A 19,129-nucleotide genomic window follows, 5' to 3' on the forward strand; every position below is an offset into this window, starting at 1 on the left:
AACCCCCATGACCGCAACGGCACTTGACGCCAACACCGCGCTCGTTCTCGTCGACCTCCAGAAGGGGATCGTCGGGCTTCCGCTCGCCCGGCCCGCAGGTCCTGTCGTCGAGCGCGCCGCGTTCCTCGCCGCGGCCTTCCGCGAGCGCGGGCTGCCCGTCGTTCTCGTACGGGTGACCGGTGGCGCCCCCGGCCGCAACGAGGCGCCCGCCTCCCAGGGGCAGCCGCCGGCCGACTGGGCCGAGCTCGTCCCCGAGCTCGACCGCCAGGACAGCGACATCGTCGTCACCAAGCAGAACTGGGGCGCCTTCTACGGCACCGACCTCGACCTGCAGCTGCGCCGCCGCGGGGTGACCCAGGTCGTCGTCGCCGGCATCGCCACGAGCATCGGCGTCGAGTCGACGGCGCGGTCGGCGCAGGAGCACGGCTACCACGTGACCGTCGCCATCGACGCGATCGCCGACCTGAAGGCCGAGACGCACGACAACAGCGTCGCGCACATCTTCCCGCGGCTCGGCGAGACCGACACCGCCGACGCGATCGTCAAGCTCCTCGGCTGACCTCCAGCTCCCTCAGGACGGCCGGTCCGTGCACCGTGAGGTGGACGTACCGGCCGTTCTGCGTGGCCGTGAAGGACGTCGGGCGCGTCTCCCAGTCCGGGGTGATGCGTGCCTTGCGGGCCCCGGGGCCGAGGTCCACCGTGAGCGTCGCCGTCTTCGCCGCCGGGTCGGGCGACCAGGTCGTCGCGGCGTCACCGTCGACCGCGGCGGCCGCGTAGAGGCCGGGCTGCTCGGAGGTGGCCTTCGCGGGGCGGCAGCGCGCCTCGTTGGTGGTGGGTGCCAAGTCCGGGCGCCGGGTGGGCAGTTGGACGGTCGTGGTCAGCTTGCGGTCGCCCTTCGGCGTGTGGACCGTGAAGGGCGCGCCGCTGGTGAGCGTGACCGTGGTGGACTTGGGGCCGATGGCGACGGAGTACGTACGGCCCTGCCAGTGCAGCTCGTGGAGCGTGACGCCCTGCGGGAGTTGGGGCGGCAGCAGCGGGTCCAGGTGGACGCCGTCCTCCTGCAGCCGCATCCCCGTCAGGCCGTGCGTGAACGTCTGCAGGAACCCGCCCTTGCCGGTGAGGAAGTCCATCGCCGGATGCCCCGCGAGAGCGTCGTGGGCGCCCGCCTTGTCGCCCTTGGCCTCCGAGAAGAGGCCGAAGTCGCCCCGTACGTAAGGGCGGATGGAGCGCTGGAGATAGGTGTACGTCGCGCAGCCGGGGCTGCCGATCGCCGCCGACGCGACCGCGTGCACCGAGTCCGTCATGGCCGGGCCCGCCGGGTCGGTGCGCTGTGCGTAGTAGGCGAGCGTGCGTGAGGCCTGGGCCTTGGTCATCTTCCAGTCGAGGGGGTAGAGGAGGAGGACCGTGTCGGCCTGCTTGATGACGGAGCCCTTGTAGCCCGCGTACTGCTCGAAGACGCCCGCCTCGGTGTCGTACGGGATGCGCAGCCGGTCCGCGATCCGTGTCCACAGGGGCGGGGCCTCGGTGTCCAGGAGGGTGGCCGCACGGGCCGCGTTGCGCAGGGCTGTCGCGGCGACCGCGTTGGTGTAGACGCCGTCGGTGACGCCGTTGCTGTACTCGTCGGGGCCCGCGACCAGGGGGATGGAGTACGAGTGGTCGTCGTTCTCGGTGACCCGCGAGATCCAGTAGTCGGCGATGCCCTTCAGGAGCGGCCAGCCGCGCTCCTTGAGCCAGGTGCCGTCGCCGGTCGCCAGGTAGTACTGCCAGACGGCGAGCGAGATGTCGCCCTGGAGGTGGGTCTGCATGATGCAGTGCGGGGGATTCCAGCTGTGGCACTCGGCCCAGTTGTCGCCCTTGCTGCCGCTGGTCCAGGGGAAGAACAGCCCCTTGAAGCCCAGCTTTTGGGCGTTGACGGCGGCTGCCGCGCGGGTGCGGTAGCGGTAGTCGACGACGGACTTCGCGAGGGCGGGGCTGGTGGCGAGAAGGCCGGGGAACATCCAGGTCTCGGCGTCCCAGAAGATCTCGCCCGCGTAGTTGTCGCTGGTCAGGCCCACGGGAGAGAGTGAATCGGCTGATCCTGCACGGGAGTTGGCGAAGAGTCCGTACTGCGCGGCGCGCACCCATGCCTGGAGGTCGCGCTGCCCGGGGACGGTGATGTCGGACGCCCAGAGCTTCGCCCAGGCCGACGCGTTCGCGCCGTGGACCGCCTGCCAGCCGCGGGCGGCCGCGCGGCGGGAGGCCTCGGTGGCGCGGGTGAGGGTGGTGTCGACGCCGATGTGCTTGGCGATCTCGTACGTGGTGCCGGTGCGCACGGGGAAGGTGACGGCGCGTGCGGCGCTGAGGCCGGAGGCGGAGCGGTGGTCCGCGGTGGGGTGAATTCCCTTGGCAGGTACGAGGGTTGAGGCGACCGTGCCGGGGGTGCGGGTGCCGTCGGCACGGAAGGAGACCGAGGTCGTACGACCGGCGGCGGCTGCACCGGCCGCGGTGATCCGGCGTGCGCCGCGGCCGTCGATGCGGTCGGTGACCGTCGCGTCGCCGGTCCAGCGGGGGGTGAGGCGGAGGCGTACCGCTCCGGTGTGCACGTCGCTGCGGTCGGCCAGGACCTCGTAGGAGAGGTCGGTGCTGCGGCCGTCCTCGCCCGTCCAGGTGTAGGAGGTGCGGACGACGCCGCAGGCCATGAAGAGGGTCTGGCGGTAGCGGGATGCGGTGCCTGGGCCCAGACCTGCTTCCAGCCCTGTCCAGGTGGGGAGGGCGGCGACGGCCTGGCGGTCGGCGTCCGTGCGGGAGTTGTGGGCGTAGAGGCCGGCGGCGAAGGCGCCGTCGTAGCGCGGGGTGTAGAGCGGCCAGCCGCTCGGGTCGGCGGAGCCCTGGTATCCGGTGCCCAGGGCGGGAACCCGGTGGCCGAGGTATCCGTTTCCGATGTAGGGATGCTGACCGACCGTCGGATCGGGGCGCGTGGAGGTCGGCGACCAGCCGTCCGCCTCCTTGCCGCAGGCGGGGACGGCGGGTGCGGCTGCGGCCGTGGTGGAGACGGGTGAGGGCGAGGGGGGTACGGCGGCTGCGATCAGCGTGCCGGTGAGCAGGGGTGCGGTGATCAGCGACATGCGGGTGCGTGTGCGCAAAGGGCTCATCGCACGACCATGTAAGACCACGGAATCGGCGTCCGGCCCGCCGGGCGGGACGCGCCTGCACAGTCCCCTGGATGGGTGGATGGTGGAGCCATGACGGACGGTCCGGAGAAACAAGAGCAGCAGACGAACCCCTATCTGAAAGGCCTCTTCGCCCCCGTGCGGGAAGAGGTCACCGCGCACGGTCTGACGGTCACCGGCCGCATACCGGACGGCCTCGAAGGCCGCTATCTGCGCAACGGACCGAATCCGCTGGGGGTCGACGATCCGGCCGCCCACCACTGGTTCAGCGGCGCCGGCATGGTCCACGGGGTGCGGCTGCGCGACGGGCGCGCCGAGTGGTACCGCAACCGCTGGGTGCGCAGCGACGCGGTCGCCGAGAAGCTCGGCGAGAAGCCGCTGGGCGGCCCGCGCCACCAGGACATGGACTTCGCCGCCAACACGCACATCCTGCGCTTCGCGGGCCGCCACCTCGCCGCGGTCGAGGGCGGGTCCCTCCCGTACGAACTGGACGAGGAGCTCAACACCCTTGGCCGGTACGACTTCCAGGGCACCCTGCCGGGAGGCTTCGCCGCGCACACGGTGATCGACCCGGCGAGCGGGGAGCTGCACGCGGTGGCGTACTGCTGGGCGTATCCGTACGTCCAGTACCTGGTGGCCGGGGTGGACGGCCGGATCAAGCGGCGCGTCGACATCCCCGTCGAGGGCGGCCCGATGATGCACGACTTCTCCCTGACGGAGCGGTACGTGCTGCTGTACGACCTGCCGGTCGGCTTCTCCATGGAGGCGGCCGCCGGCGGCTCGACCTTCCCGTACGCCTGGGACGACGGGAAGCAGGCGCGGATCGGGGTGCTGCCCAGGGAGGGCAGGGCCGAGGACGTGATCTGGCTGGACATCGACCCGTGCTTCGTCTTCCACCCGATGAACGCCTACGAGAAGGACGGCGGGCAGCGGATCGTCGTCGACCTCGTGCGCTACGACAAGGTGTTCGCGGGCGCCAAGGGGGGAGTGCAGGGCCCGGACGACTTCCCGCCGCGACTGGAGCGCTGGACGATCGACCTGGCGGCGCGCACGGTGCGGACCGAGACGCTGGACGACCGGCCAATCGAGTTCCCGAGGGTGGACCCGAGGCGCGCCACCGGACAACACCGGTACGGATACGGCGTGTTGGAGCCCGACGGCGGATATGCGGGGCAGCGGCACGCGGTGCGCGAGGGCGGCTATCAGCAGCTCGGGGTCGGCCTGATCAAGTACGACCTGACGTCGGGCAGCAGCGAGATCCACCGCCTCCACCCGGACGGGGACGTGGGCGAAGGGGTCTTCGTCCCGGCATCGCCCGACGCGGCGGAGGACGACGGCTGGGTGCTGGCCTACGCCTTCGACCCGGACCGGCAGGCGACGGACCTGGTGGTGCTGGCCGCCGGCGACTTCACGGCCGAGCCGGTGGCACGGATCCATCTGCCGGTGCGGGTGCCGGTGGGCTTCCACGGCAACTGGATACCGGACGAGGCGTAGCGGCATGCAAGGGCCGGGCGGCGCCTAGACGGACACGCCGCCCGACCCGCTGTGCTCCCCGCCGTCCGAACCGTCGGACGGGTCGGCCGCCCATGGGGTGAGGTCGAGGCCGAGCACCCTGCGCACCTCAAGTCCCAGGCTGGGGCCGAGGACGGTGTCCGCCGCGCGCGTCAGCTGCCCGAACGCCGCCGCGTCCTTCGCCTCCGCCGCCTTGGCCCAGTACTGCCGGGACGTCTCGATGTCCCGGAGCAGCACGGCCATCGGCTCCTTGGCCCGCGCGCTCCACGAGTACGCCTTCAGCCCCTGCCCGTCATTGAACAGCGTCGAGGCCACCTCCCTCGCCCACGCCCTGTTGGCCGGGAGGTCCTTCGCCGCGCTCTGCTCCGGCCCCTGCCACAGCACCCGGTCGATGGAGTCCGCCGAGGTGAGGAAGGCGACCTGGTCGTCCCCGAGCGTGCCGGCGTCCTTGCGCAGCGAGCCGTGGAACGCGCCGTCCTCGATGACGTACGCGCAGCTCACCGCATGGTCGCCGCGCCGCCAACTGCTCGCGCTCGGCGGGTAGTAGAACATCTCCGCACCGTCGGGCACGGCCCAGATGTCCATGGCGTACGCATCGTTCGCCTCCCAGCACCGCTTCTCCGCCTGGGTCGCGATGGCTTCCTTGCCGGGATACGCGCCAGTGTCCAAGAGGTCGAAGTCCCCGGTCACCTCACCGTCATGAGCCCCCGCGCACGACACGCTCCGGGCGCGCCCCGCGCCGGGGTTCCCCACACCGCCGGGGACGTCGAAGCAGTCCCCCTTGCGGAGGTCGGACGCCGTCCCGGCGGACCGGACGCCTTCCTTGAAGCCGTTCCACGCCGTGGGCCCGAGGACGATCACCATCACCAGCGCGAGGACCGTGGAGAACGAGGAGAGGACGATCCCGGCGACCGCGAGCCCCTTCCCGCCGCCACCACGCTTCCTGATCTGCGCGAGGGCGACGATGCCCAGGATCAGACCGAGCGGCGGCGCCACGCACACGACGCCGAGGACGAGCGAGGCGACGGCCGCCCCGTTGACCGCCGGAGGTCGCGGAGGGTGCGGAGCGTAGGGGTGCGCGTACGGCCCGTAGTAGGGCTGCTGCGGGGGTATGTCCACGGGTTACCGTGCTCCTGCTACTGGTCATCGAACGGCCGCCCGAATAGTACGCGGCAGGGGTGGGGACAGCATGGGTGTTTCGACGTCGGCCTCGGCCCGGGCGGACGATCCCCCGGTCCCAGGACGTCGCAGCGCCCCCGGATTCCTGTGGTGGCTCGTCACCAGCCAGTGGCGCCGTACCTGCCTCGCCGCCGCGCTCGGCAGCACCTGGATGGTCGGCCTGGCGCTGCCGCCGTATCTGCTGTCGCGCGCCATCGACGACGGTCTGCAGCACGAGAACATGCGCGCCCTGACCGGATGGACCGCGGCCCTCCTCGTCGTGGGCCTGGTACTGGCCTGGCTGAGCATCATGCGCCACCGGACGATGACCCGGTCGCGGCTGGACGCGCAGTACCGGACCGTGCGGGCGGTGGTGCGCCAGACCGTGCGGCTGGGCTCCGTGCTGCGGCGGCGGGTCACGGCCGGCGAGGTCGTCACCGTCGGGATCCGCGATGTGCAGATCGTCGCCAGTGTCATGACGGTCACCGGGCCCGGAGTCGGCGCCGTCGTCGCGTACTTCGTGGTCGCCGGGCTGCTGCTCTCCGTGTCCGTACTGCTCGCCGTCGTGGTGCTGGTGGGTGTGCCGGTGCTCGCGGTGCTCGTGGGACCGATGATGGGTCGGCTGCAGGGGGCCGAGTCCGCGTACCGGGAGAAGGAAGGCCGGCTGTCGACGCGGTTCGTCGACATGGCGGGCGGGCTGCGGGTGCTGAGCGGGCTCGGCGGCAAAGAGGTCTATCTGGACCGCTACCGGCAGGGCTCGCAGGCGCTGCGCGCGGAGGGCTACCGGGTCGGTGCCGTCCTCAGCTGGATCCAGGCACTCGCCGTCGGACTGCCCGCGCTCTTCCTGGCCGCCGTGACCTGGCTCGCCGCCAGGATGGCGGCCGAAGGGACCATCACGATCGGTGAGTTGACCGCGATCTACGGCTACGTCGCCGTGCTGGTCTTCCCCGTCACCTTCTTCATCGAGGGCGGGTACGACATCAGCCGGGGGCTGGTGGCGGCCCGCCGCATCGTACGGTTCCTGGACATGGAGCCCGCCGCAGACCGCTCCACGGGCGCGGGCCCCGCACCTCATTCCGTACTCCACGATCCGGCGTCCGGCGTCGAGATCGCGCCCCGCGCACTGACCGCGCTGGTCAGCGCCAGGCCCGCCGAAACGGCGGCGGTCGTGGACCGGCTGGGACGGTTCGGCGACAGCGACGTGCGCTGGGGGGAGCTGCGGATCGACGCGGTGGCCCAGGCGGAGGTCCGGGAGCGGATCGTCGTCGCGGACAACGAGGCGCATCTCTTCTCCGGACCGCTGCGCGAGGTCGTCGGCGGGCGCGCCGAGCGCGACGACGAGGCGATGGGACGCGCACTGCACGCAGCGCTCGCCGAGGACATCGTGCAGCAGCTGCCCGAAGGCCTCGGCTCGGGCATCGACGCACAGGGGCTCAACCTCTCCGGCGGGCAGCGGCAGCGGGTCCGTCTCGTACGGGCACTGCTCGCCGACCCCGAAGTGCTGCTGGCCGTCGAGCCGACCTCGGCCGTCGACGCGCATACGGAAGCGGCGGTCGCGGCCCGGCTGCGCGCTGCGCGCGCCGGCCGCACGACGGTCGTCACCAGCACCTCGCCGCTCCTCCTCGACCAGGCGCAGACCGTGCACTACCTGGTGGACGGCCGGGTGGCCGCCACGGGCCGCCACCGCGAACTGCTGACCGCCGAACCGGGCTACCGGGCGCTCGTCTCACGCGGCGCCGAAGAAGCCGAAGTACCGGTCGAGGAAACGGAGGACGCCCGATGAGCGGGTCGCTGCCTGTCGCCGCCGCACGCACCGTGCGCAGGGCCGCGTACGACCTGATCAGGGCGGACCGGCGCGCCTTCGCCGCCGTCCTCCTCCTCAACTCGGCTGCCGCAGCAGCCGGGTTGGTCGGCCCCTGGCTGCTCGGCCGCATCATCGACACGATCCGCTCCGGCGGCACCGGGGCGCTTTCCGAGGTGAATCGCCTCGCGGCCGTGGTCGTCGTCTTCGCGCTGGTCCAGACGGTCGTCTCCCGCTACGCCCGCTACATCGCCCACCGCTTCGGCGAGCGGGTCTCGGCGCGGGTGCGCGAGCGCTACACACGGCGGGCGCTCGCACTGCCCTCCGCCGTCGTGGAGCGGGCCGGCACCGGCGACCTGACGACGCGCGGCACCAGCGACGTGACGACCGTCGGCACGGCGATGCGCGACGCGGCCCCCGACATCTTCGTCGCGGCGGTGCAGGCGCTCTTCATCCTGATCGCGGTCCTCCTCATCGACCCGCTGCTCGGTGCGTGCGGCCTGGTGGGGTTGGTCGGCGTCGTCTGCGCGACCCGCTGGTACCTGCGCCGGGCGCGCGCCGCGTACCTCGCCGAGGGCGAGGCCAACTCGGCGCTCACCGAGGTCCTGGCTGCCACCGCGGCAGGGGCCCGCACGGTCGAGGCGCTGAGCCTGCAGGAGAGCCGGATCGCCGCCTGCGAGGCGGCAGTCGAGGCGAGCAGGCGCACCAGGGAGCGGACCCTGGCCCTGCGCAGTGTGCTCTTCCCCGCGCTGGACGTGTCGTACGTCGTCCCGGTCGTCGGCGTCCTGCTGCTCGGCGGCGTACTGCACCAGCACGGGGTGGTGACGCTGGGCGCGGTCGTGGCCTCGGCGATCTATCTGCAGCAGCTGTCGCAGCCGCTCAACGCGATCCTGTTCGTGGTCGAGTACCTGCAGAGCAGCGGGGCGGCGTTCGCCCGCGTGGAGGGTCTGGCGGAGGTGCCGACGGTGCGAGCGGGCGCGTCGAAGGCCCCGTCGGGCGACCTGATGGAGGTGTCGGGTGCGCACTACGCGTACGGCGGCGGGCGCGATGTCCTGCACGGGGTGGACCTGACGGTGCGGCCGGGGGAGAAGCTCGCGGTCGTCGGCCCGTCCGGGGCCGGAAAGTCCACGCTGGGACGGCTGTTGGCGGGGATCGACGCTCCGCGCGAGGGAAGCGTGACGGTCGGCGGCACGGCGGTGGCCGGGCTCGACCCCGAGCAGCTGCGGCGCCAGGTGGTGCTGGTGACGCAGGAGCACCATGTCTTCCTCGGCACCGTACGGGACAACCTGGTCATCGCCGCCCCGGACGCCGACGACGACAAGCTGCGGGCAGCGCTCGCCGCAGTCGGCGCGGAGTGGGCCGGAGAGCTGACGGAGGGCCTCGACACGGAGCTCGGCGGCCCCGGCGGGCAGCACCTGGACGGCGCGCAGTCGCAGCAACTGGCCCTGGCGCGCGTGGTGTTGGCGGACCCGCACACCCTGATACTCGACGAGGCGACGGCGCTCCTCGACCCGACGACGGCACGGCACACGGAGCGGGCGCTGGCGGCCGTACTGGAGGGACGTACGGTCATCGCCATCGCGCACCGGCTGCACACCGCGCACGACGCGGACCGGGTCGCGGTGATGGCCGACGGGCGGATCGCGGAACTGGGGACGCATGACGACCTGGTGGCGGGCGGCGGAGCGTACGCGGCGCTCTGGGAGTCGTGGCACGGCGTCTGACGTGCGGCGCTGATTAGGCTGAGCAGATGACGACGACACCCCGCTACCGCTGTCCCGCAGATTCGGCCACCGCTCCGGTGGCCGCGACGGCCCCCTGGTGCTGCCCGCGGTGCGGCGGCCCCTGGGACCTGGAGTGGGAGCCGTCCGCCGTCCCCCTCAAGTCCCTTCCCGAGCGGGTGAATTCGCTCTGGCGCTACGAGGAGGCACTCCCGCTCTCCGGTCCCAAGGTGTCACTCGGCGAGGGCCGCACCCCACTGATCGCCCTGACCGACTCCGTCTCCGCGAAGCTCGACTTCCTGATGCCCACGCTCTCCTTCAAGGACCGGGGCGCGGTGATGCTGGCCGAACTGGCGCGCCGCCTGGCCCCGCAGCGCGTGATCGCCGACAGCAGCGGCAACGCGGGCACGGCGGTGGCGGCGTACTGCGCGCGGGCGGGCCTGCCCTGTTCGGTCTACGTACCCGCTGCGACGTCCCCGAAGAAGATCGAGCAGATCGGGGCGCACGGCGCGACCGTGGAACTGGTCGAAGGCGACCGCGAGGCCACGGCAGCGGCGGCCCGCAAGGCGGCGGACGTCCCCGGCACCTTCTATGCCTCACACGTCTACAACCCCTATTTCCTGCACGGCACGAAGACGTACGTCTACGAGATGTGGGAGGAGCGGGGCGGCACGCTCCCGGAGGTGATCGTGGTCCCGGTGGGCAACGGCACGCTCCTGCTGGGAGCATCCCTGGCGATCGAGGAGCTGTACGCCCACGGCCTGATCACCGCACGCCCCCAGCTGTACGCGGTCCAGGCGGAGGCGGTCTCCCCTCTGGCGGCGGCATTCCACGCGGGCGCCACGGACCTCCTGCCGGAGACGCCCACGGCCCCCACGCTGGCGGAGGGAATCGCCATCCCGCGCCCGCCGAGGGCGCGGCAGATCCTGGAGGCGGTACGGAGGACGGGCGGCACGTTCCTGACGGTGGCGGAGGGTCAAATTGTCGCGGCACAGCGCGACTTGGCGTCCAGGGGCCTGTACGTGGAGTCGACGGGTGTCGCGTGCTGGGCGGTGGCGAGCACGGGTGCACTAGGGCAGCGGACGGGTGTGGTCCCGCTGTGCGGGGCGGGGCTGAAAACGGGCCTGCAGTAGATCGGGCCCGCACGCCCGCGCGATCAAGCCCACGCCAGCCAAATTCAAGCCCCTCCGGCGATTGAGGAGCGAGGGTCCGGGGGCGGAGCCCCCGAAAGCGGGGGCTGGGGCGGCAGCCCCGGTTTCGGGAAGGGGCGGGGTGGGGTGGAGCCCGCCGCAGGCGCCACCCACCCGCACCCGCACCGCACCCGCACCCCCGCACTCCCCACCCCCGCCCCCCGAACGGGATCAGCGCCCGCCGAGCCCCTGATCCACAGCCGAAGTCAGCTCGCCGTCAGCCGTGTCGCCGTCCATGGACCAGAACATCGCCCCGCCCAGCCCCCGCACCCGCACATACGCGGCCTTGGTGCGCAGCACCTGCGGGTCGTCGTACGTCCACAGCGTCGTCCCGTCGAAGAGCCACGAGCTGCCGCTCCGCCAGTCCCGGTACACCTTGTAGGTCCCCGAACCCGCCAGCACCTTCAGCGCCTTGTAGTCCTCGGTCCCGTTCGCCCAGGTCGCCGGCGCGGGCCCGGCCGCGGGCTGCCCCAGGCCGTCGCCGCCGCCCGTGACCCCGGTCCAGCCCTGCCCGTAGAACGGCATGCCCACCACGAGCTTGCGCGCGGGCGCGCCCCGCCGCAGCCACGCGTCGACCGTCCCTTCGACGCTGAAGTCGTTCTTCGCGAACAGCGCGGACTGCTGCGCGGTCGTCGCCTCGCCCGAGACGTGGAAGTCGTACCCCTGCAGGTTCACGAAGTCGAAGTCCCGCATCACCTTGCGTACTTCGTACCCGGCGTCGATCTTGTCGGGAGCCGTCGGCACGAAGGCGGACAGGTCGTAATGCTTGCGCTGCCCCCGCCCGTAGGCATCCAGTTGCGTACGGAACTCATGCACCAGCGCCGTCAGGTTCTGCTTGTCCTCGGGCCGGTGCACGGTCCCCGTGTCGGCCTGCGAGCCCGGCCACTCCCAGTCGACGTCGATCCCGTCGAAGAGCCCGGCCGCCGTGCCCGCGCCGCCGCGTGCCCCGTCCACGGGCAGATTGCCCTTGATGAAGAGGTCGAGGCAGGACGAGACGAACGCCTTGCGCGAGGCGGGGGTGAGCGCCGCATCCGAGAGGTGGGCCGATCCGGTCCAGCCGCCCAGCGAGACCAGCACCTTCAACCCCGGGTGCTTGGCCTTGAGTTCCCGCAGCTGGTTGAAGTTGCCGGCGAGCGGCTGCTCCGCGGTGTCGGCCGTGCCGTCGACCGAAGTGGCCGCATCGACCGGGCGGCTGTAGTCGGCCCAGGAGTCGGCGGAGACGCACTTGCCTGCGGGACTCACGCCCCCGAAGGCGTAGTTGATGTGCGTGAGCTTCGCGGCCTGACCGCTGGTCTCCAGATCTTTGACCTGGTAGTTCCGCCCGTAGATGCCCCACTGGGTGAAGTATCCGACGCGCTTGTACGAGGGCCGGTGGTCCGGTCCGTGGGCCTCTGCGGCGGGAGCCAGAGCAGCGAGGAGCGAGAAGGAGCAGGCGGCAACTGCCGCTCCGAGAAGGGTTCTTCGACGGTTTTGTGGCATGCGCGGAACGTATTGGTCTGGACCATCGCAGGTCAAGACTCAGGGGAGGACCCATACCCCCGGAGACCCCCTCCGTAAAGGCGCGTTCATCACATCGAGTGAAACTCTGGCCTCCGCTTGCGGTCAACGACCCACGGTTGTCAGGCTGTTGCTGTACGTCAAATTACGGGGAGTGGTTCGTGACATTCGGTGAGCAGCCTGCCTATTTGCGCGTCGCAAGCGATCTCCGGCAGAAGATCGCCGACGGTTCGCTGCCCCCGCACACCCGGCTTCCGTCCCAGGCCCGCATCCGCGAGGAGTACGGAGTCTCGGACACCGTCGCGCTGGAGGCCCGCAAGGTCCTCATGGCCGAGGGCCTGGTGGAGGGCCGCTCCGGTTCGGGCACCTATGTCCGCGAGCGCCCCGTCCCGCGCCGCGTGGCCCGCTCCGGCTACCGCCTGGCCGCGGGCGCCACGCCCTTCCGCCAGGAGCAGGCCGAGGAGGGTGCGCGCGGCACCTGGGAGTCCAGGAGCGAGCAGGACGAGGCGAGCACGGAGATCGCGCTGCGCCTGGGCATCAAGGAAGGGGACCGCGTCATGCGCACGCGGTACGTCTTCAGGGACGCGGGCGAGACGATGATGCTCTCCACCTCCTTCGAGCCCCTGTCCGTCACCGGCCGCACCCCGGTGATGCTGCCCGAGGAGGGCCCCCTCGGCGGCTGCGGTGTGGTGGAGCGGATGGCCGCGATCGACCTCGTCGTGGACAACGTGGTGGAAGAGGTCGGCGCCCGCCCCGGGCTCTCGGAGGAACTGCTGACCCTCGGCGGGGTCCCGGGCCATGCCGTCCTGGTCATCTCCCGTACGTACTACGCATCGGGGCGCCCGGTGGAGACCGCAGACATCGTTGTCCCCGCCGACCGCTACCGCATCGCATACCACCTGCCGGTCAAATAGCAGGACCCCCAGATAGCGGACGCGCTGTCCGCCCCGCGTGATCGGGAGTTAACTTCCCTGCCGCTCACGTAACTCCGGGGCAATCACCGCTTGCAACAAATTGTCATGTCCGGCTCCTACCTTCTCGTCGTACCCGCACCCCGGACGACGAGAGACGGGAAGCCGCAGATGACGGACACCGCGACGCCCAGCAGCGCCACGACCACGGCCCCACCCGACGGGCCGCCCAGCAAGCGCAGTTACGCCAAGCTCGCCGCCGACGAGAGCCGTGAGGACTACTCGCTCCGCTATGCGCCGCACTCCTTCCGGCGCTGGTCCCCGACGATGGTCGCCTCGACCGCGCTCGGCGGGATCGCCTATCTCGCGGACTTCGCGATCGGCGCCTCGATCGTCTTCACGTACGGCTTCACCAGCGGTCTGGCCTCGATCCTCTGTGCCGCGACGATCATCTTCGTCACCGGCATCCCGATCGCCCGCGCCTGCGCCAAGTACGGCGTCGACATGGACCTGCTCACACGCGGCGCCGGCTTCGGCTACTTCGGCTCCACCCTCACCTCCCTCATCTACGCCTCGTTCACCTTCATCTTCTTCGCCCTCGAAGGCTCGATCATGGCGCAGGCCATGCATCAGGCTGTCGGACTCCCGGTCCAGTTCGGGTACTTGATCACCACGCTGATCGTGATCCCGATCGTCTTCCGCGGCATGGGCGCGCTCGCCAAGGTGCAGGCCTGGACCCAGCCGATCTGGCTGATCGGCATGGTCCTGCCCTTCCTGGTCCTGGCCTTCCACTCCCCGGACACCTTCTCCGCGTTCTCCTCCTTCGGCGGCACCGAAGGCGCGGGCTCCGGCTTCTCCTGGATCGGCTTCGGACTCGGCACGGGGGTCGCCCTCTCCCTCATCGCGCAGATCGGCGAACAGGCCGACTATCTCCGCTTCATGCCCGCCAAGACCGAGGCGAACAAGCGCAAGTGGAACCTGGCGGTGCTCGCCGCGGGCCCCGGCTGGGTCATCATCGGCGCGGCCAAGCAACTGGGCGGCGCACTCCTGGCGTTCGCCGCGCTCGAAGCGGTCGGCAAGACCCACGCCCTGGAGCCGATCGCCCCGCAGATCGAGGCGCTCAAGCCCTGGCTCGGCTCCTTCGGCCTCCCGGCGGCCGCGATCTTCGTCATCGTGTCCCAGATCAAGATCAACGTGACGAACGCCTACAGCGGCTCGCTCTCCTGGTCCAACTTCTTCTCCCGCATCACGCACAAGCACCCGGGCCGGGTCTGGTACATCTTCCTCAACCTCGCCATCGCGCTGACGCTGATGGAGATGAACATGTTCGCGGCCCTCAACAAGCTCCTCGGCTTCTACTCCAACGTCGGCATCGCCTGGATCGCGGCCGTCGCGGCCGACCTGGTCATCAACAAGCGGGCGGGCTGGAGCCCCAAGTACATCGAATTCAAGCGCGCCTACCTCTATGCCGTGAACCCGGCCGGATTCGGCGCGATGGTGATCGCGTCGACGGTCTCGATCATCGCGTTCTTCGGTGTCTTCGGTGAGTACGCGGAAGCCTTCTCCACCTTCATCGCCGCAGGTCTGGCCGTCACGCTCTGCCCGCTGATCGCCTGGGCGACCAAGGGGAAGTACTACCTGGCCCGCCCCAACACGGTGAGCGGTCCCGACGTGGAGGTCGAGGACATCACCGCCACCCACACCTGTGCGGTCTGCGACACCGAATACGAACTCCCGGACGTCGCCGACTGCCCCGTCCAGTCGGGCCCGATCTGCTCGCTCTGCTGCTCACTGGATGCGACCTGCGGCGATGTCTGCCGTACGGACACCTCCGCGGGGCCGGTGCTCATGCCCATGCCGACGATGCCGGTCCGGAGCGCCTGAGCGCGGTCATTGGCCGGATGCGCACCCCTCCAGTACCTCTTGGTGAAAAGACATATCCGCTCAGTAAAGGTCAGGCGTACGCTCGGGCATATGCGTAGTGAGGTTTCCTGGGGATCATTACTGACCTGCACTCCGGCGGACGGGGCCGTGCGATGAACGACAGTGACGTCCTCCTGCCCTGGCTGGTGATACGGCAGGACGACAACGGCAATCGCTACCGCGTCGGCCGCTATGCCAGCAAGGGCGAGGCCGACCAGGTCGTCACCACTCTCGACGGCCGCGGCCACAAGCAGCTCTACTGGGTGGAGCGCATCGGCCAGACCACGCATTAGTGCACTTCAGTAGGCTCCGTCCATGACTGATCGCGTAGTCGTGGGCGGAGCTCTCTTCGATCGGGGAAGGCTGCTGGCCGCGCGCCGTAGTGCGCCCCCCGAGCTGGCCGGCCGCTGGGAGCTGCCGGGCGGGAAAGTGGAGCCGGGGGAGAGCCCCGAGGAGGCACTCGTACGGGAGCTGCGCGAGGAGCTGGGCGTCGAGGCCGGGATCCTGGAGCGCATCCCCGGTGCATGGCCGCTCAAGCCGGGCCTCGTCCTCCAGGTGTGGACCGCGCGGCTGTCGGCCGGAGAGCCGCAGCCCCTCCAGGACCACGACGAGCTCCGCTGGCTGGGCCCGGACGAGATCGACTCCGTGGACTGGCTCGAGCAGGACAGGCCCGCCGTGAAGGAGGCCGCGCGGCGGCTCTCCGAGGGGGCGCACGGCTGACGTAATGCGCCGTTCGTGCCACTGTGCGCCATATGGCCCGATAGCTCGGCGCTGATTTCGGGTATCTGCTGATTAACCCCCTGAAATAGGACGCAGGTCCATTGCTGGTCTTGGGAAGTGGTCGGCGTGATCGACACCGAAGGCGACTGCGCCGAGTGGACCTTTCCTGCTGAGCCCGGTGCCGTACGCGTCGCACGCCACGCGGTACGCGACGCCCTGCGCGGCTGGGGACTGTTTCCGGCCTTCGGCGATGTCGCGGTCCTTCTGGTGAGTGAGCTGGTCACGAACGCGCTGCGGTACGCCTCCGGGCCGATCGGCGTGCGTCTCGTACGCCTGGATCACGGCGTTCTGCTGGTGGAAGTCTCCGATCCGCTTCCGGATCCGCCCCGCGAACGCACCTCCGGACCCGACGACGAGGGAGGCCGCGGACTGCAGCTCGTGGCCTGTTCGGCACAGCGCTGGGGGACCCGCAAGGGGAGAACAGGCAAAACGGTGTGGTTCGAGCTGGCCCAGCCTGGTTAGTAGACGGGTGGGACGAGTGCGATCACGCGTCACGGCTGTCCGAAAGGGACTGAGACCGTGCTGTGATCGTGAACACCGTGCCTGCCGGGGCCGTAGTGCTGAATACTGCGGTCCAAGGCCGGTCCGGTGTGCTTGAGCTGGAGGGGACGGTCGCGTGAGCGAGATACCTGGGACTACTGGGATGCCGGGCACGGCGGGCGACGTCGTGTGGCAGAGCAGCCCGCCCGGCTCGATCTACGACTACATCAGAGTCGCCTCCTTCTCCATCGGGGCCGACGGACTGGTGGAGCAGTGGAGCCGCCGGGCCGAGGAGCTCTTCGGCGTTGCCGCACGCGACGCCGTGGGCAAAGACCCGGTGGACGCCTTCATGCCCGCCGAGCTGCACGGACGCGGGCGCGGCAGGGTCGCCGAGATCCTCGACGGCAAGGAGTGGACGGGCCTGGTCCCGTTCCGGATGCCGGGCGAGGAGCATGCGCACGGGATAGCCGAGCTGTACGTCATGCCGAGCGAGACGCCCAGCGGGCGGCGCGGTGCGGTGTGCATCGTCGTGGACGTCCGGGTGCTCCGGCAGATCGAGACCGACCTCGCCTCCTCGCAGGCGATTTTCGGCCAATCTCCCTTCGGCTTCCTCCTCTTCGGTATGGACCTCACGGTCCAGCGCGCCAACAAGCGCTTCGCCGCGCTCTTCGGGGGCGAGGTCGACGAGCACCGCGGCCGCACGGTCCACGACTACCTCGCACCCGCCGAGGCCGAGCGGATGACCGCCGCCCTCAGACGCGTACTGGAGACCGGCGACCCGGTCACCGACCTCCAGCTGCTGGGTTCCGCCCCCGGCTCCACCGATCGCAGGCACTGGTCGGTCAACCTCTACCGCGTGCACAGCGGAGCCGGCCGCCCCATCGGGGTCGCCGGGCTCGGCACGGACGTCACACGCCGCCACGTCGCGGCGCGCGAGGCGGCCAACGCCCGCCGCAACCTCGCCCTGCTGAACGAGGCCAGCGCCCGCATCGGCAACTCCCTCGACCTGGAGACCACCGCCCGCGAGCTCCTCGACGTCGCCGTCCCCGGCTTCTGCGACCTCGCCGCCGTCGATCTCTACCAAGGCCTCCTCGCAGGCGACGAAGCCGGCCCGGGCCACGCCGACGGCTCCGCCGAACTGCGCAGGGTCGCCATCGCCAGTGCCGTGTCGGACGGGCCGCTGGAGAACGGCGACGGCGACGAGGGGGCGGCGCCCCCGCTCGGTGCCGTACACCGCTACCCGTTCGTCTCGCCCTACGCGAAGGCCCTGCGCGAATCGCGGCTGCAGGCCGTGCCCGGCGCGGAAGGCAGCCTGGTGCAGTCGACCCTCGCCGTGCCGATGGTCGCGCACGACACGGTGGTCGGTCTGGTGCAGTTCGCCCGTACGAAGGGGAGCGAGCCCTTCGGGGAGCGCGACCGTGCGCTTGCCGTGGAGCTGGCCGCGCGGGCCGCCGTCTGCATCGACAACGCCCGCCTCTACCGGCGCGAGCACGAACGGGCCCTGATACTGCAGCGATCGCTGCTGCCACCCGGCGACCCGGAGGCGGCGGGGCTCACCATCGCCTGCCGCTACCTGCCGGGCAACATGGAGACCGAGGTCGGCGGCGACTGGTTCGACGTCATCGAACTGCCGGGCCACCGTACGGCGTTGGTGGTCGGCGACGTGATGGGCCGCGGCCTGCGGGCCGCGGTGGCGATGGGCGAACTGCGCACGGCGGTACGGACGCTGGCGCTGCTCGACCTGGAGCCGGCCGAGGTCCTCTCCGCGCTCGACGAGATCGCCCGGGGCCTCGGCGCTCCCGGGGGCGCCCAACAGGCCTCGCGGGCCGCACACAAGTCGCGCGAGGCGGACCTCTCGGAGGTCTATCTGGCGACCTGCGTGTACGCGGTCTACGACCCGGTCACGCGGCGCTGCACCTTCGCCAACGCCGGGCATCTGCCGCCGCTGGTCGTCGAACCGGGGGAGGAGCCGCTGCTCCTGGACGTACCACCGGGGATGCCGCTGGGCGTCGGCGGCGAACCTTTCGAGGAGGTCGAGGTCGAACTCCCCGAGGGCGCGCTGCTCGCGCTCTACACGGACGGGCTCGTCGAGTCCCGGGACCATCCGCTGGACGAGGGCCTTTCGCAGCTGCGGGGCGCGCTCGTGGACCCCGTACCGGCGCTCGAAGACGTCTGCGACCACATACTGACCACGCTCGACACCGGGCACGGCGAGGACGACATCGCGCTGCTGATGGCCCGCATCCAGGGGTTGCCGGCCGAGGCGGTCGGCGACTGGACGCTGGCGCGGGAGCCCAAGTCGGTGGGCCGGGCACGGGAGTTGGCGCGCGAGCAGCTGGAGAGCTGGGGTCTGGAGGCGCTGACCGACACGGTGGAGCTGCTGGTGAGCGAGCTGGCGACGAATGCGCTGCGCTACGGCGAGGGCGAGATCAGGCTGCGGCTGCTGCGGGACCGGACCCTGGTGTGCGAGGTCTGGGACGCGGGCCTCGTCCAGCCGCGGCGGCGGCGGGCGCGGGACACGGACGAGGGCGGGCGGGGCCTGCAGCTGGTGGGCCTGCTGAGTGCGGCGTGGGGGTCCCGGCGGACCCCGCGCGGCAAGACGGTCTGGTTCGAGCTGGCGCTGCCGGACGGGGCGGGGCCGGCGGAGCTCTCGGTGGACCAGCTGCTGAGCATGTACTAGGGCTGGGGCTGGGGCGGGACCTGGGGCGGGGGGCCGCTGAGCGGGCTGTTCCCCACCCCGCCCCTTCCCGAAACTGAGGCTCCGCCCCAGACCCCGTGGGCCCCGTTGTGCGGGGGCTTCGCCCCCTGCGCCCCCGTAAGCGGCCTTCGGTTTCGCTTGTACGCGCGGATGCGTTGTGGCCGGTCGCGCAGTTCCCCGCGCCCCTGGGTCTGCACGTGGAAGCGCACGCCGGGCAATTTCAGCCCCTCCGGCGTTTGAGGAGCGGGGGTCCGGGGGCGCCCCCCCCCCGAGCTGCTGCCCCCGCCGCCGCGCGGCTTCACCGGGCGC

At 71.2% G+C, this 19,129-nt stretch carries 14 protein-coding genes; 11 read left to right on the forward strand and 3 right to left on the reverse strand.

Going from position 1 to position 19,129, the window contains the following annotated elements:
• Nucleotides 1-7: 7 nt before the first annotated feature.
• A complete protein-coding gene (locus AB0H78_RS31700) occupies nt 8-559 on the forward strand; it encodes an isochorismatase family protein (RefSeq protein ID WP_363238126.1) in 552 nt (183 codons plus the stop codon).
• Here the strand turns inward: AB0H78_RS31700 and AB0H78_RS31705 are convergent.
• Nucleotides 543-3,104, reverse strand: coding sequence for a glycosyl hydrolase family 65 protein (locus AB0H78_RS31705; protein ID WP_363238153.1), 2,562 nt, complete (start codon nt 3,102-3,104; stop codon nt 543-545). The two genes, AB0H78_RS31700 and AB0H78_RS31705, sit on opposite strands and share 17 nt — an antisense overlap.
• A gap of 117 nt (nt 3,105-3,221) precedes the next feature.
• Between AB0H78_RS31705 and AB0H78_RS31710 the strand changes: the two genes are divergently transcribed.
• Entirely contained in the window at nt 3,222-4,643 is a 1,422-nt protein-coding gene (locus tag AB0H78_RS31710) for a carotenoid oxygenase family protein (RefSeq protein WP_363238127.1), read from the forward strand.
• Nucleotides 4,644-4,667: 24 nt separating this feature from the next.
• Here AB0H78_RS31710 and AB0H78_RS31715 read toward each other — a convergent pair whose 3' ends face one another.
• Nucleotides 4,668-5,780 carry a DUF4190 domain-containing protein gene (locus AB0H78_RS31715; protein WP_363238129.1) on the reverse strand — a complete coding sequence of 371 codons (1,113 nt, stop codon included), beginning with the start codon at nt 5,778-5,780 and terminating at the stop codon, nt 4,668-4,670.
• 70 nt (nt 5,781-5,850) lie between these two features.
• On the opposite strand from AB0H78_RS31715, the gene AB0H78_RS31720 reads away from it, so the two are divergent.
• From AB0H78_RS31720 to AB0H78_RS31730, 3 genes are read left to right on the forward strand one after another with little or no spacing between them, the layout of a single operon-like run.
• Nucleotides 5,851-7,602, forward strand: a complete 1,752-nt coding sequence (locus AB0H78_RS31720) for an ABC transporter ATP-binding protein (RefSeq protein ID WP_363238130.1) — start codon at nt 5,851-5,853, stop codon at nt 7,600-7,602.
• Nucleotides 7,599-9,344: an ABC transporter ATP-binding protein gene (locus AB0H78_RS31725; protein WP_363238131.1), complete on the forward strand. Its 1,746-nt coding sequence runs from the start codon at nt 7,599-7,601 to the stop codon at nt 9,342-9,344. The genes AB0H78_RS31720 and AB0H78_RS31725 overlap by 4 nt, the downstream gene beginning before the upstream one ends.
• A gap of 26 nt (nt 9,345-9,370) precedes the next feature.
• Complete coding sequence (locus AB0H78_RS31730; protein ID WP_363238132.1) at nt 9,371-10,474, forward strand: threonine synthase; 1,104 nt, start codon at nt 9,371-9,373, stop codon at nt 10,472-10,474.
• A gap of 228 nt (nt 10,475-10,702) precedes the next feature.
• Here AB0H78_RS31730 and AB0H78_RS31735 read toward each other — a convergent pair whose 3' ends face one another.
• Nucleotides 10,703-12,010 carry a glycoside hydrolase family 18 protein gene (locus AB0H78_RS31735; protein WP_363238133.1) on the reverse strand — a complete coding sequence of 436 codons (1,308 nt, stop codon included), beginning with the start codon at nt 12,008-12,010 and terminating at the stop codon, nt 10,703-10,705.
• A gap of 179 nt (nt 12,011-12,189) precedes the next feature.
• Between AB0H78_RS31735 and AB0H78_RS31740 the strand changes: the two genes are divergently transcribed.
• From AB0H78_RS31740 to AB0H78_RS31765, 6 genes are all read left to right on the forward strand, one after another.
• A complete protein-coding gene (locus AB0H78_RS31740) occupies nt 12,190-12,942 on the forward strand; it encodes a GntR family transcriptional regulator (RefSeq protein WP_363238134.1) in 753 nt (250 codons plus the stop codon).
• A 168-nt stretch (nt 12,943-13,110) separates the two neighbouring features.
• Nucleotides 13,111-14,823, forward strand: coding sequence for a hypothetical protein (locus AB0H78_RS31745; protein ID WP_363238154.1), 1,713 nt, complete (start codon nt 13,111-13,113; stop codon nt 14,821-14,823).
• 152 nt (nt 14,824-14,975) lie between these two features.
• Nucleotides 14,976-15,155 carry an SPOR domain-containing protein gene (locus tag AB0H78_RS31750; RefSeq protein WP_363238135.1) on the forward strand — a complete coding sequence of 60 codons (180 nt, stop codon included), beginning with the start codon at nt 14,976-14,978 and terminating at the stop codon, nt 15,153-15,155.
• A 22-nt stretch (nt 15,156-15,177) separates the two neighbouring features.
• Nucleotides 15,178-15,582, forward strand: coding sequence for a (deoxy)nucleoside triphosphate pyrophosphohydrolase (locus AB0H78_RS31755; protein WP_363238136.1), 405 nt, complete (start codon nt 15,178-15,180; stop codon nt 15,580-15,582).
• 117 nt (nt 15,583-15,699) lie between these two features.
• A complete protein-coding gene (locus AB0H78_RS31760) occupies nt 15,700-16,104 on the forward strand; it encodes an ATP-binding protein (RefSeq protein ID WP_363238137.1) in 405 nt (134 codons plus the stop codon).
• A gap of 181 nt (nt 16,105-16,285) precedes the next feature.
• Nucleotides 16,286-18,802 carry a SpoIIE family protein phosphatase gene (locus AB0H78_RS31765; RefSeq protein ID WP_363238155.1) on the forward strand — a complete coding sequence of 839 codons (2,517 nt, stop codon included), beginning with the start codon at nt 16,286-16,288 and terminating at the stop codon, nt 18,800-18,802.
• Nucleotides 18,803-19,129 lie beyond the last annotated feature (327 nt).

The sequence above is a fragment of the Streptomyces sp. NPDC050738 genome (genome assembly GCF_040654175.1).
Classification (GTDB): domain Bacteria; phylum Actinomycetota; class Actinomycetes; order Streptomycetales; family Streptomycetaceae; genus Streptomyces.